This is a genomic window from Kribbella sp. NPDC004875 (assembly GCF_042873375.1).
Lineage (GTDB): Bacteria > Actinomycetota > Actinomycetes > Propionibacteriales > Kribbellaceae > Kribbella.
Genome location: NZ_JBIALI010000005.1, coordinates 154,722 through 167,971 on the forward strand (window position 1 = coordinate 154,722; position 13,250 = coordinate 167,971).

Annotated in this window: 15 protein-coding genes, 1 tRNA gene and 1 pseudogene; 6 read left to right on the plus strand and 11 right to left on the minus strand. The window is 66.3% G+C overall.

Annotated elements, in window-relative coordinates; all coding sequences use genetic code 11:
* Nucleotides 1-132 precede the first annotated feature (132 nt).
* Nucleotides 133-774, minus strand: coding sequence for a TetR/AcrR family transcriptional regulator (locus ACFYRH_RS27195; RefSeq protein ID WP_355700712.1), 642 nt, complete (start codon nt 772-774; stop codon nt 133-135).
* Between the two features lie 57 nt (nt 775-831).
* Nucleotides 832-1,830 (minus strand): acyl-CoA desaturase, encoded by a 999-nt coding sequence (locus ACFYRH_RS27200; protein ID WP_387781123.1) that lies wholly within the window; start codon nt 1,828-1,830, stop codon nt 832-834.
* A 121-nt stretch (nt 1,831-1,951) separates the two neighbouring features.
* Between ACFYRH_RS27200 and ACFYRH_RS27205 the strand changes: the two genes are divergently transcribed.
* Nucleotides 1,952-2,023: transfer RNA gene (locus ACFYRH_RS27205), tRNA-Gln, on the plus strand.
* Between the two features lie 55 nt (nt 2,024-2,078).
* Here ACFYRH_RS27205 and ACFYRH_RS27210 read toward each other — a convergent pair.
* The 4 genes and pseudogenes from ACFYRH_RS27210 to ACFYRH_RS27225 form a co-directional block, all read right to left on the minus strand.
* Nucleotides 2,079-3,335, minus strand: coding sequence for a tyrosine-type recombinase/integrase (locus ACFYRH_RS27210; RefSeq protein ID WP_387781126.1), 1,257 nt, complete (start codon nt 3,333-3,335; stop codon nt 2,079-2,081).
* On the minus strand, nt 3,332-3,511 hold the full coding sequence (locus tag ACFYRH_RS27215) for a helix-turn-helix domain-containing protein (protein WP_387782536.1): 180 nt from the start codon (nt 3,509-3,511) through the stop codon (nt 3,332-3,334). Before ACFYRH_RS27215 ends, ACFYRH_RS27210 begins: the two co-directional genes overlap by 4 nt.
* A 14-nt stretch (nt 3,512-3,525) precedes the next feature.
* Nucleotides 3,526-3,963 (minus strand): replication initiator, encoded by a 438-nt coding sequence (locus ACFYRH_RS27220; RefSeq protein ID WP_387781129.1) that lies wholly within the window; start codon nt 3,961-3,963, stop codon nt 3,526-3,528.
* Nucleotides 3,964-3,997: 34 nt separating this feature from the next.
* Nucleotides 3,998-4,684, minus strand: a pseudogene (locus ACFYRH_RS27225) (replication initiator); the annotation flags it as partial.
* On the opposite strand from ACFYRH_RS27225, the gene ACFYRH_RS27230 reads away from it, so the two are divergent.
* Together ACFYRH_RS27230 and ACFYRH_RS27235 are read left to right on the plus strand one after the other, a co-directional pair.
* The gene (locus ACFYRH_RS27230) at nt 4,629-5,006 is read left to right on the plus strand and encodes a hypothetical protein (RefSeq protein WP_387781132.1); all 378 of its coding nucleotides are present in this window, start codon (nt 4,629-4,631) and stop codon (nt 5,004-5,006) included. The pseudogene ACFYRH_RS27225 and the gene ACFYRH_RS27230 overlap by 56 nt on opposite strands.
* Nucleotides 5,003-5,572 carry an HAD family hydrolase gene (locus ACFYRH_RS27235; RefSeq protein WP_387781134.1) on the plus strand — a complete coding sequence of 190 codons (570 nt, stop codon included), beginning with the start codon at nt 5,003-5,005 and terminating at the stop codon, nt 5,570-5,572. Before ACFYRH_RS27230 ends, ACFYRH_RS27235 begins: the two co-directional genes overlap by 4 nt.
* 145 nt (nt 5,573-5,717) lie before the next feature.
* Here the strand turns inward: ACFYRH_RS27235 and ACFYRH_RS27240 are convergent, their stop codons facing one another.
* Nucleotides 5,718-6,974 carry a PIN-like domain-containing protein gene (locus ACFYRH_RS27240; protein ID WP_387781137.1) on the minus strand — a complete coding sequence of 419 codons (1,257 nt, stop codon included), beginning with the start codon at nt 6,972-6,974 and terminating at the stop codon, nt 5,718-5,720.
* A gap of 473 nt (nt 6,975-7,447) precedes the next feature.
* Nucleotides 7,448-7,945 (minus strand): hypothetical protein, encoded by a 498-nt coding sequence (locus ACFYRH_RS27245; RefSeq protein WP_387781140.1) that lies wholly within the window; start codon nt 7,943-7,945, stop codon nt 7,448-7,450.
* Nucleotides 7,946-8,237: 292 nt separating this feature from the next.
* Here ACFYRH_RS27245 and pip point away from each other — a divergent pair, with 292 nt between their 5' ends.
* The gene (pip, locus tag ACFYRH_RS27250; RefSeq protein ID WP_387781143.1) at nt 8,238-9,275 is read left to right on the plus strand and encodes a prolyl aminopeptidase; all 1,038 of its coding nucleotides are present in this window, start codon (nt 8,238-8,240) and stop codon (nt 9,273-9,275) included.
* Between the two features lie 305 nt (nt 9,276-9,580).
* Here the strand turns inward: pip and ACFYRH_RS27255 are convergent, their stop codons facing one another.
* Entirely contained in the window at nt 9,581-10,105 is a 525-nt protein-coding gene (locus tag ACFYRH_RS27255) for a hypothetical protein (protein ID WP_387781146.1), read from the minus strand.
* 650 nt (nt 10,106-10,755) lie between these two features.
* On the opposite strand from ACFYRH_RS27255, the gene ACFYRH_RS27260 reads away from it, so the two are divergent.
* Together ACFYRH_RS27260 and ACFYRH_RS27265 are read left to right on the plus strand one after the other, a co-directional pair.
* The gene (locus ACFYRH_RS27260) at nt 10,756-11,244 is read left to right on the plus strand and encodes a GNAT family N-acetyltransferase (RefSeq protein WP_387781149.1); all 489 of its coding nucleotides are present in this window, start codon (nt 10,756-10,758) and stop codon (nt 11,242-11,244) included.
* 441 nt (nt 11,245-11,685) lie between these two features.
* Complete coding sequence (locus ACFYRH_RS27265; protein ID WP_387781152.1) at nt 11,686-12,345, plus strand: Type 1 glutamine amidotransferase-like domain-containing protein; 660 nt, start codon at nt 11,686-11,688, stop codon at nt 12,343-12,345.
* Nucleotides 12,346-12,349: 4 nt separating this feature from the next.
* Here the strand turns inward: ACFYRH_RS27265 and ACFYRH_RS27270 are convergent, their stop codons facing one another.
* Both ACFYRH_RS27270 and ACFYRH_RS27275 read right to left on the minus strand, forming a co-directional pair.
* Nucleotides 12,350-12,712, minus strand: a complete 363-nt coding sequence (locus tag ACFYRH_RS27270; protein ID WP_387781155.1) for a hypothetical protein — start codon at nt 12,710-12,712, stop codon at nt 12,350-12,352.
* 43 nt (nt 12,713-12,755) lie between these two features.
* Nucleotides 12,756-13,223 carry an NUDIX hydrolase gene (locus ACFYRH_RS27275; RefSeq protein ID WP_387781158.1) on the minus strand — a complete coding sequence of 156 codons (468 nt, stop codon included), beginning with the start codon at nt 13,221-13,223 and terminating at the stop codon, nt 12,756-12,758.
* Nucleotides 13,224-13,250: the final 27 nt, after the last annotated feature.

Here is a 13,250-nt window from a genome sequence, read left to right on the forward strand (position 1 = left end):
GGTCATTCTCCGGTCGGATGTCGGCGTACGACCCGGGTAGGCGGATCTCCAGCACTCATCAATCGCACTTCCTCCGGCGGCGCCCCGCTCAGTGGGTCCGCCGAGGAGCAGTTGATGAGTGCTGGAGATCCGCTACTTGTGCGGGCGGGTGGACAGCGTGGGCTTGGCCTCCAGGCCGGACAGGCCGTTCCAGGCCAGGTTGACCAGGTGCGCGGCCACGTCCGGCTTCTTCGGCTTCCGGGCGTCCAGCCACCACTGGCCGGTGAGCGCGACCATGCCGACCAGCATCTGGGCGTACATCGGCGCGTTCTTCGGGTCCAGACCGCGGCGCTTGAAGTTCTCCGCCAGGATGTGTTCGACCCGGGTCGCGACATCGCTGAGGATCGAGATGAACGATCCGGTCGCCGAGCCGACCGGGGAGTCCCGGACCAGGATCCGGAAACCGTCGGAGTTGTTCTCGATGTAGTCGAGCAGGGCGAGCGCGGCCTGCTCGACCAGTTCGTGCGCCCGGCCGGCCGTCAGCGACTGGGTGACGCCGTCGAGGAGCGCCCGTACCTCGCGGTCCACGACCACGGCGTACAGGCCTTCCTTGCCGCCGAAGTGTTCGTACACGACCGGCTTGGAGACCTCGGCGCGAGCCGCGATCTCCTCCACCGAGGTGGCCTCGTACCCCTTCTGGGCGAACAGGCCGCGGGCGATGGTGATGAGTTGCTCGCGACGCTCGGCACTCGTCATCCGGATCCGGCCGGACCGCCGCGGTTTGGGTTCCGTCACGTCGAGATCACGTCAGCATCATGCCGTACTCAGGTGTTGCGGGCGCGGGTTTTACGGTCAGGCCGCCTTCAGGGTGCGGGGCGAGGCGTCGGCCCGGCGGGCCTCCAGCCGCTCCTTGACCGGCCAGCGGACGTCGCTGACCCAGCCCATCTTCTCGAAGAACCAGATGCACCGCGCCGACGTGTCGAGCTGACCCTTGAGTACGCCGTGCCGCGCGCAGGTCGGGTCGGAGTGGTGCAGGTTGTGCCACGACTCGCCCTGGCTGAGGATCGCCAGCCACCACACGTTGCCGGACTTGTCCCGGCTCTTGAACGGCCGGTCGCCGATCGTGTGGCAGATCGAGTTGATCGACCAGGTGACGTGGTGCAGCAGCGCGATCCGGACCAGGCTGGCCCAGAAGAACGCGGTCAGCGCACCCTCGATCGACCACGACCACAGCCCGCCGATGACCGCCGGCGCGAGCAGCGAGACCGCGACCAGCAGCGGGAACATCCGGGACACCCTGACGATGTCCTTGTCCTTCAGCAGGTCCGGCGCGTACTGCCGCTGCGGGGTCTGCTCGGTGTCGAACAACCAGCCGACGTGCGCGTGGAAGAAGCCCTTGGTCAGCGCCCCCAGGCTGTTGCCGTACTTCCACGGGCTGTGCGGGTCGCCGTCGCGGTCGGAGAACTTGTGGTGCTTGCGGTGATCGGCCACCCAGCGGATCACCGGCCCCTCGATCGCCAGCGAGCCGGCGATCGCCAGCGCGTACTTCGTCGCGCGGTTCGGCTTGAACGACTTGTGCGTGAACAGCCGGTGGAACCCGATCGAGATCCCGTGCCCGGCAATCGTGTAGAACACCACCGCCAGGACCACGTCCCGCCAGCCGAGCAACCCGCCCCACGCGATCGGCACCGCTGCCAGTACCGCCAGGAACGGCACCGCGATGAACAGCGCCAGCGCGACCTGTTCCCACGGCTTCTTCTGCTCACCACCGAGCGTCCCGGTGTGCACGTCCTCGACGGCGGGCGCGGTCCGGGTGGGCGCCTCCGGCGTGGCAACGGCGGGTGGAGTCATGTGTTCTTCCCTCGGCTCAGGGGGTCCTTACCTACGCCACCGTAACCTACGGACCCGTAGGTAAGGAACCCCTGAGCGTGTCATCCACCCCACTCGTGGCAAACTGTCCCGGCAACCACGATCCCCCGTGGGGTAATCGGCAGCCCGCGAGACTTTGAATCTCGAAGACCAGGATCGAAACCTGGCGGGGGAGCAGCGCAAAACCTCGGCTCGGGACGCTCTGAGCCGGGGTTTTCCTAACGGATTTGCTAACAAGCGACTAAGGCCGGGTCGTCGTCGGTTTCTGCGGTGACCGGCGGAGTGGTGCCGTCAACCGCAGCGGCGAAGGTGGCGGCGCCGTCCGCGTGCTTCCGGATCACGTGTGCGTAGACCCGGAGAGTGATGGCCGGGTCAGCGTGCCCGAGCCGCTCGGCGACTACATGGACCGGCACGCCAGCCGTCAGGAGCATGGTGGCATGAACGTGACGTAGGTCATGCAGACGAGCCGGAGGGAGCAGCTTCGGCGGCCGAGGGAGCTCCTGCCGAGGAGTCTTCCGAGTGCCGGGAATCGCGGGCTCGTTGAACTGCCGAATGAGTACGGCGATCAGGTTCGTGACCGTGTCAGGCGGAACCGGCTTACCGAGTCCGGTGGTGAACACGTAGTCGCCCTCGACCCAGGCATCTCCCGCGATCTCCCGTTCAGCCTTCTGACGGCCTCGGTGCTCACGCAGGATGGCCATAGTCTCCGGATCGAGGGAGACCGTGCGCTCACGGCCGCTCTTCGGGGTTCCCTCAGTCCGCTGACCGCCGACCATCCCAGCCGTTCCCCGGATGTGGATGGCGGGAGTCGCCCAGTCCACATCCGACCAACGCAGGAACAGCAGCTCGCCGCGACGAGCGCCCGAGTACGCCGACAGTCGGTAGAACGCATAGAGCCGGTGAGACTCAGCCAGCCCGAGGAACGTCCGCAGCTCGTGAGCTGCCCAGATGGTGCCGATGGACTTGACCTCTCGGCGGGGACGCTTGGCCGTCTTACACGGGTTGGATGGGATCAGCCGGTCGGCGTTGACCGCATCGTTCAGCGCCTTCCGCAAGATGGCGTTGATGTACTCCACACTCCGGCTCGACAGCCCCTTGCCGCCCTGACCGCCGGAGGTCGACAACTCCTTGTACATCGCGGTCAGAGTTGCCGAACGGACGGCCTGGAGGCGCATGGAGCCGATCCGGGGAAAGACATACCGAGCGAGCCACTCTCGGTACCCAGCCAGGGTGCTTGGCTTGATCTCCAATGCGTGACCATCCAGCCAGCCGGTCAGGTACTGCTCGACCGTGATCCGGCTCTTCTCGATGTACTCACCTCGGCTTGCGGCCCGGCGCGCATCGTCGCGTGCCTCCTTCGCGGCTTTCTCGGTCGGGAAGCCGCCGACCCACTTGGGCTTGCTCTGACCGGTCACTGGGTCGGTCACACGGATGACGTACGACCAGGTCTTGCCCCGCTTCACCAGGCCGTCGTTGACCTTGCTCATGCCGCCTCCCCCAGTCGGTCCACGAACTCTCGGAGGTCAGCGGCCTTGATGAGCCGCGAGCTGTCGATCTTGACTGAGCGCAGCGTGCCCGAATGGATGAGCTGGAACACTTTGGCCCGGCTGAGGCCCAGCATCGGAGCAACCTCAGCGACTCGGTACAGCAGCTTGTCTGGCATCGTCGTTCCCCTCGCTATGCCGCCGTGTTGGCGGGTTCGTGGTCGGTCGCCGATTGGGTGTTGTCGGTGGTGGGTCCGGCGCGCTTGGCTTCGTCGTAGTCGGTTCGCCAGCGGATGCGTTCGTTGATGCCCCTGGTCATCAGTCCGTGCCAGGTGGGCAGATCGTCGTCGTTGTTCCGGTCGACGGGTTCCCAGATGAAGCGGGGTGTGCCGTCCTCGAGCTCGGCGGTGGCGGCGCACCGGTCCGTGTCGGGCATGTCGACACCGGCAGCGGCGAGGGTTTGGCGGACGACCTCGGCTCGGTCGGCTTTGTGCTCTGACAGGGTCTTGCCGGTCCACTGACGCGACACCAGGACCCGCCGCCCACCAAGCCCCAGGTGGTGCCGGTCGTGGGCCTTGGAGGAGCAGCCACCCGGGCCGCATCCCAGCTTCCGCGCCTTGAGGCTGGACACCGAACCGGAGCCAGTTCGAGCAGGTCGGGGAGCAGGGCAGCCAGCGGACCTCGCGGTGCAGCCGGTCCAGGTGGATCGCCTGCGGGGTGGTGATCTCGTCGTCGTCGCCGTAGGTGTCGGCGATGGACTTGGCGAGGTACTTGGTCAGGTACCCGATCGCCTTGCCGACCTTGTCCGCAGCCGTGCCAAGGATGCCCTGATAGTCGAGCTGGGTCCCGAGCTTCACCGCGCGCGCGGGTTGTGCGGATGGGTCGTCCCCGATCGCGTCCAACGCCTCATCCCATGTTGGCAGCGGCGAGCCGTCGACCGGGTCAGCAAATCGGCCGGCCAACTCGTCCCACCGAGGCAGGTCGTCGCCGACGTACACCGGCTGGGAGCATTGCGGCCACCACAGTTGGGCGTAGGTGGCGGCAACGTCCTTGACGGTCTGGCGTGGGATGACGCCCCGGACGGCGGCGTGCAGGTGCGGAGCGAGGCGGCGCTGTGCCTCGACCGTGGCGAAGTACTGGACCTTGTACCCGGCGCAGCGGCGCAAATTCTGCCAGAACCGGTCGACCAGCTTGGGGAAGTGCAGCGCATCCATCGCGGCCCGGTGGTAGTCATACGACTCGGGGTCGAGCGGTGTGCCGTCCGAGCCGACGCGCCCGTAGGACGGGAGCGTGAGGGTGAGGAACATCGACGGCCGGTACGTCTGGCCGCGTCGGTCGGCCGGAGAGATCATGGAGGCGGTCCGCGAGCTCGGCGAGCTCGGCCTGGTCCAGAAGGCCGAGGTTGAGGCTCGGGCGATTCCCCTACCGATGATGTTCAAGATGTACCTCCTCAACGAGGAGGAGGTGTTCTTCGGCTTCTACCCGGTCGTCGAACGAGAGGTGAAGATCGGGAGCAAGAACGTTGCGATCTTCGATGCCGTTGGCAAGGACACCGTTCTCTTCCATCACTCGGTGAGCGACGATGACCACGCCACGGGATCGCAGTACGTCGACCAGGCGCACCGCTGGTTCGACAGTCTCTGGGGCACGCTCGGTCGGACCTACGAGCCGTGACCGCCGAAGCGCTGGCCGCCATCCTGCGCCGCAGCCCGGTCATCCTCCTCGATTTCGACGGACCGGTCTGTTCGGTCTTCGCGGGATACCCCGCACCGCAGATCACCGAGGAGCTTCGAGCGCTCGCCGTCGACCTGGTCGGCGAGCTGCCGCGAGCCCTAGGCGAGGTGACGAGCCCTCACGAGTTCCTGACCATCGCGGCCGAGGAGTCGCCCGAGCTGGCCGGCCAGGTAGAGGCAGCACTGCAGGTCGCCGAGATCAAGGCCGTCGAGAGCGCTACCCCCACTCCGGGCGTGGACGAGTTCCTAGCTGCCTGCCGTGAAGCCGGGCGAGCGCTCGCCATAGTCAGCAACAACACCGGCGCGTCCGTCAGGGCCTATCTCGATCGGGAGGGCTTGGCGGGCTTCGTCCAGCACATCGAGGCCCGCGACCCGTCCGACCCCGCTCTCATGAAGCCGAGCCCTCACCTGATCAAGCGAGCCGCCGAGGCACTGTCCACGGTGCCTGACCAATGCGTCCTCATCGGTGACCAGACGACCGACGTCAGAGCCGCCCAGGCCATCTGAGCGGCGAGCATCGGGTACGCGAACAAACCCGGCAAGTCCGACGACCTGACCGCAGCTGGAGCCGACGCGGTCATCGCCGACATGGACGAACTGACGCGAGCAGTCCGGTCTGCTTAGAACCACGGTCTGTGTGAAAGCCCTTCTGCTATTGCGGGTCCTCATCGTCCTCGTCCGTGCTCGCGGAGTCGTCTGGAGCCTCGTAATCAGAAGATTCTTGCCCGGGGTCGCTTTGGTCGGCAGCCGCGCGTTGCGCGTCTCGCATCCTCTGCCAGTAGGTCTGGTTCGCCAAGTTCTGAAATGCGCGCAGGGTGTCAGGCGAGAGTTGGGCCATCCCACGCCGCCATGCCTCCAGTGTTCCCGGTGGCAGCAGGGTTGACTGGCGCCACGCCTCCAGTGTTCCCGGTGGCAGCAGGGTTGACTGGCGCCACGCCTCCAGTGATTCGGGTGGCAACTCGGCCAGCATCTGCCACGCGCGCCGGGTTTCCAATCCAGTGGGCGGAGAGGCCTCCGAAACGCGCTCGATCGTAGCCTCGTCAACCTGGGCGCTCAGGAACTCGTTCGCGAGAGTCAGAAATCTGCCCAGGGTCAGTTGGTGATAGCCATGTGCATTCTGCTCAGCGAATTCGGCCACGAGTTCCGTACGTGGACCGGTGATCTCACCACCGCTCCGCTCGAACCAATCCTCCTTCTGGTCCTTCGTCACAAAGAGCAGAGACGTCTCGGATTCCTTGGCATACTCAAGGATCCCGGCCCAAACGAGGTAGTCCCCGGCTACGAAGCTGTCTCCGTCCTTGTCCGCATCTTTGTAGCCAGGGGGAATGCCCGCGTTGCTCCGGCGCACACCTTCCTTGACCCGCTCATCTTGAGTCTTTCGGTCTGGCTTCGTGCCCACGCGCCCGACCAGCAAGGCGTCGAGCCTGGCTCGTACCGGGTCGGCCGACCTCGCTTGAGCTGTCGTCACTACGTGCGCGTCGATCAGCTTGGTGATAGCCGCTTGGTAGTCCGCCACGGCAGAGATCAGTTGATCCGCGAGATCCGGCAGTAGTGCTCCGACCTGGCCTCTAACTTCGTCCGGGAGGCTGAGACCCTTCAAGGCCTTCTTCATCTGCTCAGTGTCGCGCGCGCCGTGAAGGCTCCTGAGTGCCTCGTAAGCGTTCGCCTGCGCCGCGACCACCCCAAGCCGGTTCCGCTGGTACTCAAAGCCCGCCTGATAGGGAATCCACAAGCGGCTTTCAATCATGTCCAGAACGTCGAACACCTGCGCTCGTTCAGATGTTCCGAGCCGGTACAGATCCAGTAGCACACTGGCATCGAGAACGACGGTGGCTTCGGTGACATACCGCTTCAGGTCTCCGGCGCTTGGGCGGTAGAACTCGCCAAGGACATCTTTCAAGTCGGGCACTCCTTCAGATTCAGTGCGTCCCCCCACGGTCCGCGCGAGGTGGATCATCCCACTGTTCTGCCCCCAGCGTTGGACGAGGGGCCCCGTCGCTTTGGCTGACGCTTTGGCGGACCTCTGGCGAATTTGGCTCTTATGGATCAAGGCGCGCCTTCGGCGCGCGGCGCGGCGTGCGCATGCGGCCTCCGGCCGTTCACCGCCGCGCCCGCTCTCAGTGTCTTTCTGGAGAGCCCAAGGCATTGCCTCCGGCGGGGGCCTCACGACTCCGGGATGACGGGGCCGAATCGGCCGGCGGTTGGTCGGGCCGGGGGTGTCTTCCCGCCTGCCGCTCAGCCCAGTCAGGACCTATCAGGAGACGCCAGAGGGGCCAGATCGTTCGTCCGGTAGGGCGCTCCATCTTGGCCCCTCTGGCGTCTCCTAATCGCGCTACGCGTGGGCTGAACTGTAGACGGGAAGACACAGAGGGCGAGGTCTGATCAGACGATGATCTTGAAGCGCCCCTTTGGGAAGGTGAGCGGGACAGACACCGTCCAATGCCGTCCGTCGCGATCGGAGCAGAGGACCTGAAGCCGGACGTTGCGCGAGTACTGTTCGTCGAGCGCGATCCGCCAGCTCAGGTCGCGACCTGCGGTTAGTGGTCCGCCGTCTGCAGTCAGGATGGGTGACGGAGTGCCAGCCGTGATCCCCCTCTGATCTGAGGTGAACGAGATGCCGTGGTGTTCCGGCAGCTTCACGTGAACCTTCGCCAACGCCCACTGGCTTTCGAGGGTGAGGATGATTCGGTGCCACTGGCTTCGGTCTCCGTCATGGGTCACGACGTCCGCAGTGAAAGAGGGTGTTCGTTCATCGGTCAGGCGGTCACTCTCAACCTTCAAGGTGGCCGTCGCTGCCTCCTTCTGTTCGTATGCGAACCAGGCGGCGGCTAGCGAGACGACGAGGGCTAGAAATGACACGGCCAGGGCCCATCCACTCACGCCGATCATGCTAGCTGGACGAAGCGGTTTGCTAACGGATTTGCTAACAAACGGTGTGGATCGGGGTGGACGACCAGGCGCGAGCTGGGCCAGGCTGAGGCTCAGGGCACGGTTGCCAGCGGCCTCGTGTGGACCGGTGCGGACGGGGCTGCGGCAAGACCAGGATCGAAACCTGGCGGGGGAGCAGCGCAAACCCCGGCTCGGGACCCTCTGAGCCGGGGTTTTGCTATCGCCTCTTACTCAGTCGCTCCGCCGTAACGCTCCGCATCATCGGTCCCCGTTTCGACCATGTATGGACCCGTGGCTGAAAGGCGTTGCGTGCTGCCGTCCTGTCCGCGAGACTCACCGCATTTATATAAGTGCTGTCATTTCTGACGGGAGACGGATGTACCCTCAGGTGGATCCTTACGACCAGGGCATGCTCGACGTCGGTGACGGGCACCACGTGTACTGGATGGCGTGCGGTAACCCGGACGGCAAGCCTGCGCTGTACGTGCACGGTGGCCCTGGCTCGGGGTGCGGTGCGCGTTCCGCCGGCCAATTCGACCCGGCCGTCTACCGCGTTATCTCGTTCGACCAGCGCAACTGCGGCCGGAGCACCCCGCACGCCAGCGAGCCGGGGATCGATCTGTCCACCAACACCACCGACCACCTGATCCGTGACATGGAGCAGCTGCGAGAACACCTGGGCATCGACAAGTGGCTGCTGTTCGGCGTTTCCTGGGGCTCAGTGCTCTCGCTGACCTACGCGCTGCGCCACCCGGAGCGGGTCTCGGAGATGATCGTGACCGCCGTTGCCACCGGCAGGCACTGCGAGGTCGAGTGGCTGATCCGCGGCTTCGGCGGCTTGGCCCCCGAGGCTTACCAGCGCTTCCTCTCCGGCGTCCCCGATCCGGGCGAGGACATCTCGGCCGCCTACCACCGCCTGCTCATGGATCCCGACCCAGCCGTGCACCGCAAGGCAGCCGACGACTGGTGCGCCTGGGAGGACGCGATCGCGACGGTCCCGCCCGGTCGTGACGTCGAGCACGAGCCCTGGGAACCCCGGTTCCAACTCGCCTTCGCCCGCCTCGTCACGCACTACTTCAGCAACCGCTGCTGGTTGGCAGACGACGAGCTGGCCCGCAAAGGGCACGTGTTGAAGGACATCCCCGGCGTGATCGTGCATGGGCAGCTCGACCTCGGCGCGCTTACCGGCAAACCGTGGGTGTTGCACCACGCCTGTCAGGGCTCCGAACTGGTGATCGTCGAGCAGGGCACGCACGCCACCGGAACAGCAGAAGCAGTCACCGCCGCCGCCGACCGCTTCGCCAAGTCCCCCGTTTCCTGATAGCGGGGCGAAGCGTCCCCAGAAGACTCGGCCCACTCCGCTCCCAACGGGTGGTGCCGGGCAGACACGACCCCTGTGTCGCGCATCAGCTGGCGGACAGGCGCCGCCGATCAGCCGACGGAGCACAGCCCGCCTGTCTGGGCGCTTGCCGAATTGGGCTCTTATGGATCAAGTCGCGCTTGGGGCGCTTTCCCAGCCAATGGCATTTGCTTCCGGCGGGGGCCTCACGACTCCGGGAGGACGACCCGATTTGGCCGGCTCTTCGGAGCGGGCGGACGCGAGGCGCGCACGCTGTCGCGGTGGAGTCATCGGCGGCGGTACGCAGTACGCGCCTTCCGGAGGGTGCGAAACATGGACTCGCGGCCGCTGTGGCGTCCGATGACACCGGTAAACGGGAAGTCAGCAGGGGCAACCGCAATCCGGGCGAGTGGCCTGACCGGGTTGGGGCTGACCCATTGGCCCGACTGCAGCATTCCTGCGACGGCGGGCTCAGCCGTGAATCCGTCTCGGCCCACTACGTACAGCCAACCATCCGTGAGCAGTTCCGCGTCAGGCTGGTCACTGTCGACCGAAAAGAAATACTGCCGGTTCTTGGTGTCGTCACGTATCGACCAGACGCCATTGCGCGTGGAGCGGAAGCCATGCCCACGCGTCAGGAGGGCGAACCACATCGCCCACGCCGGATCGTCCGTGGCGAAAACCGCGCGCTGGCTACCGAACGCCGTACTGTCGTCGGACTCGCGGTCCGGTCTCAGCTCGCTGATGCTGTCGCGCTGGCTGCCATGGAACAGCACTTGCCGGTGTGTCGCCAGCCATCGCAGGTAGGTCATCGTCTGCCCTGGCGGCTGCAGTCGCTCCAGTGAGCCGGGCGGGTCGACGTAGCTCCTGGTGAACTCCTCATACGCACGGCGGTTCGCCGGATCTAGCGGTGGTTGCTCAGGCAACCGAGGCAGGCCCAGCACCGAGAGCAGACCGGTGCCCAGTGTGGACCGCAGCGTAGTTCGGGTCGTAGGCACGCGGACATCTTGCCCGCCAGCGCAGGGCATAGCCCCGGTCGGCGGTGGATCAGCAACTCTGAATCTCGAAGACCAGGATCAAAACCTGGCGAGGGAGCTAGTACGTCGCATTCGCGCTCCACGACGCGGGCTTATACGTCGCACCCGCGCCCCCGCAGGCTTGTACGTCGCACCGGCCCTGGCGGGCGCTATGTTCGTCGCGCCCGCTCCACTCGCTCCCACCATCCCCGGCTGGCGCCGGCCTTCCTCTCCGCCGGGCGGAGCAGCTCGCAAGGCTCGCCTGGTTGGCTCGTGGCACGCTCGCGCTCGGGTCGGCGTCCCGCCGTACCGGGATTGTTGTCACGGGCTGCGGTCGCTCGGTCGATCAGCCACGACTTCGGGATGACACCTGGCGAGCTGCGGCGGGTGGAAACCCGTTGTCGTCTTCGGCGTCCCACACGAGACTGCACGAGGAGGTGGTGCGGATGACCGCAGTCGTACTGGATCTGACACTGAGAGATCTGACTGACGCCGATCTGGCCGCGTGTGGCTTTGCCTGCAGCGAACTCCACCTGGCCCAGGTCGCCAAGGAGTTCGACCGAGCACGTCGTGGTGAGGTCGACTACCTCGCAGTCTGCACGAAGACCGGACTGCCCGTAGCAATCGGCGGGGTCGACTACATGCCGCACCCCGGTGCGGGGTCGTTGTGGCAGTTGTCCGTGCATCCAGCGTTGCAGTCGTGCGGGATCGGGACTGTGCTCATCGGCGCTGCTGAGCAGCGGATCTTGGCCCGAGGTCATGGCCGGGCCGAGCTTGGTGTCGAGCTGAGCAACCCGCGAGCCCGTGCCCTCTACGAACGGTTGGGGTATGTCGCCTACGACGAGGTTCTCGAGTCCTGGGACCAGCAAAACCCTGACGGCTCGATCACCCGCCACGAGGCGATGTGCACCCAGATGCGCAAGCAGCTGAGGTAGATCTCGAAGACCTGGATCGAAACCAGAGGCGGGAGTTTGTACGCCGCACCCGCGCTCTCTGCGCGGGCGCTACGTTCGTCGCTCCGCTTCTCGCCGCGCCCGCTCCACTCGCTCGCACCCGCCCCGGCTGGTGCCGGCCTTCCTCTCCGCTGCGCGGAGCTGCTCGCAAGGCTCGCGTGGTTGGCTCGCGCTCGGGCCGGCGTGCCGCCGTACCGGACCGTGGGCATGGCTGGTTGCAATGAACCTCCGGAGTCTCGGTCTCGAATCCCGTCGTACCCCTGGTCTGGCCCCACAACCCCTGGCCGCTGAGCCCCACCCGGCATGCGCGACACCGTGGGCCGAGAATCTTTGGTGGTGGGTGTCGGATTGGGTGGGGTGGGTTCGTTGTGGGGGTGAGTGGTGGGCTGTTGAGGGGCTACGGACGGATTCGTTGGAGGACTTGTGAAGTTGTTGCTTACGTCGGGTGGGGTTACGAACGCGAGTATTCGGGAAGCGTTGGTGGGGTTGTTGGGGAAGCCGATTTCTGAGGCTGGGGCGTTGTGCGTTCCGACGGCGCAGTGGGGGCACCCGATGTGTGGGCCTGCTTCGGTACGGCGCTTTGTGACCGGCGAGCCGCCGTCTCACCTGACCGGGCTTGGGTGGGGGTCTGTGGGTGTGCTCGAGCTGACCGCGCTGCCGAGCATGGGCGCGGAGCGGTGGGTGCCGTGGGTGCGTGAGGCCGATGTGTTGCTGGTGGACGGTGGCGATGCGACGTACCTGTGCCACTGGATGCGGGAGTCGGGGCTGGCCGAACTGCTGGATTCGATGCCCGAGAAGGTGTGGGTGGGGGTGAGCGCCGGCAGCATGGTGATGACGCCGCGGATCGGGGCGGACTTCGTCGAGTGGCCGTCTGCGCCGGATGACCGGACGCTGGGAGTGGTCGACTTCTCGATCTTCCCGCATCTGGAGGCGTTCCCGCAGAACACCACGGCTGACGCGGAACGGTGGGCCGCAGGCCTCGGCGTGCCGTCGTACGCCATCGACGAACAGACCGCCATCAAGGTGGTCGACGGCACCGTGGAGGTCATCTCCGAAGGCCAGTGGAAGGCCTTCCCCGCCTAGGCCTTCAGGCGTTGGGAGCGTCCCACTCGAACCAGTCCGGTTCGGGATCGACCTCGAACCGGACCGCGTTGATCGTCGTCTGCCCGTTGATCCAGGCCTTCGAGATGCGGTGGCCACCGTCCATCAGGCGGCCGTCGGCGGACAGGATCACCGGGTAGCTGAGGTCGGCTTTCTGGATGAGGGCGGCGTGGCGGGCGACCATGCGGCAGGTGACCGCGGCGCCTCCGAACCAACAGTCCTCGTCGAACGCCTTGATGGTGTCGATCGGGACCGACTCGACGGGAAGGCCGGCGGACAGCTCCCACAGGCGTTCGGTCAGGTAGAAGGCACGGCCGCCGGGCACGAGGCGTGAGTGTTTTTCAGGCATCGGACCATCATCGCGGTGCAGTCTCCGCTCTGTCGCGGGACTTTCAGGCGCAGAGGATCGCGAGGGCTGCGTCGATGGGGAGCAGGTTCTCAAGGGGCTCGCCCGGGTTCCACCACGTGCTGTCGGACATCTCGTCGTTCGGCGTGAACGGCTGCGGGGTGGCGATCTCGCCGCGGTAGATCGCGAGGTACTCCAGTCGCTGGTCGGGTGCCACCCGGATCCGCGCGGCGCCGGCGAATTCGAGGGAGTCCGCTCGCTGGCCGCTCTCCTCGGCGAGCTCGCGGATCGCGGCGTCCCGCGCCGATTCGCCGGGATCCAGCATCCCGCCGGGGAGCTCCCACGCCTTCCGGAACGTGTTGAACACCATCAGGCACTCGCCACGACACCACAGCACCACGAGCGATGCCGTCAACGGTACGGCGGGATCCAGGCCAGCGAGCTCGTCCTCGCTGAGCCGACCGAAGCTGAGCAGCGCCGACCCGTCGGCGTCCGCTGCCAGGAGCTCCTCCACAGTCCGCGAGTATTCCATGAATCGCCG

What these genes read in the sequence shown, in the direction of transcription:
- ACFYRH_RS27200 (WP_387781123.1), bottom strand. Translation starts at nt 1,830, where the DNA reads ATGACTCCACCCGCCGTTGCCACGCCGGAGGCGCCCACCCGGACCGCG.
- ACFYRH_RS27210 (WP_387781126.1), bottom strand. Translation starts at nt 3,335, where the DNA reads ATGAGCAAGGTCAACGACGGCCTGGTGAAGCGGGGCAAGACCTGGTCG.
- ACFYRH_RS27215 (WP_387782536.1), bottom strand. Translation starts at nt 3,511, where the DNA reads ATGCCAGACAAGCTGCTGTACCGAGTCGCTGAGGTTGCTCCGATGCTG.
- pip (WP_387781143.1), top strand. Translation starts at nt 8,238, where the DNA reads ATGGACCCGTGGCTGAAAGGCGTTGCGTGCTGCCGTCCTGTCCGCGAG.
- ACFYRH_RS27255 (WP_387781146.1), bottom strand. Translation starts at nt 10,105, where the DNA reads ATGACCTACCTGCGATGGCTGGCGACACACCGGCAAGTGCTGTTCCAT.
- ACFYRH_RS27260 (WP_387781149.1), top strand. Translation starts at nt 10,756, where the DNA reads ATGACCGCAGTCGTACTGGATCTGACACTGAGAGATCTGACTGACGCC.
- ACFYRH_RS27270 (WP_387781155.1), bottom strand. Translation starts at nt 12,712, where the DNA reads ATGCCTGAAAAACACTCACGCCTCGTGCCCGGCGGCCGTGCCTTCTAC.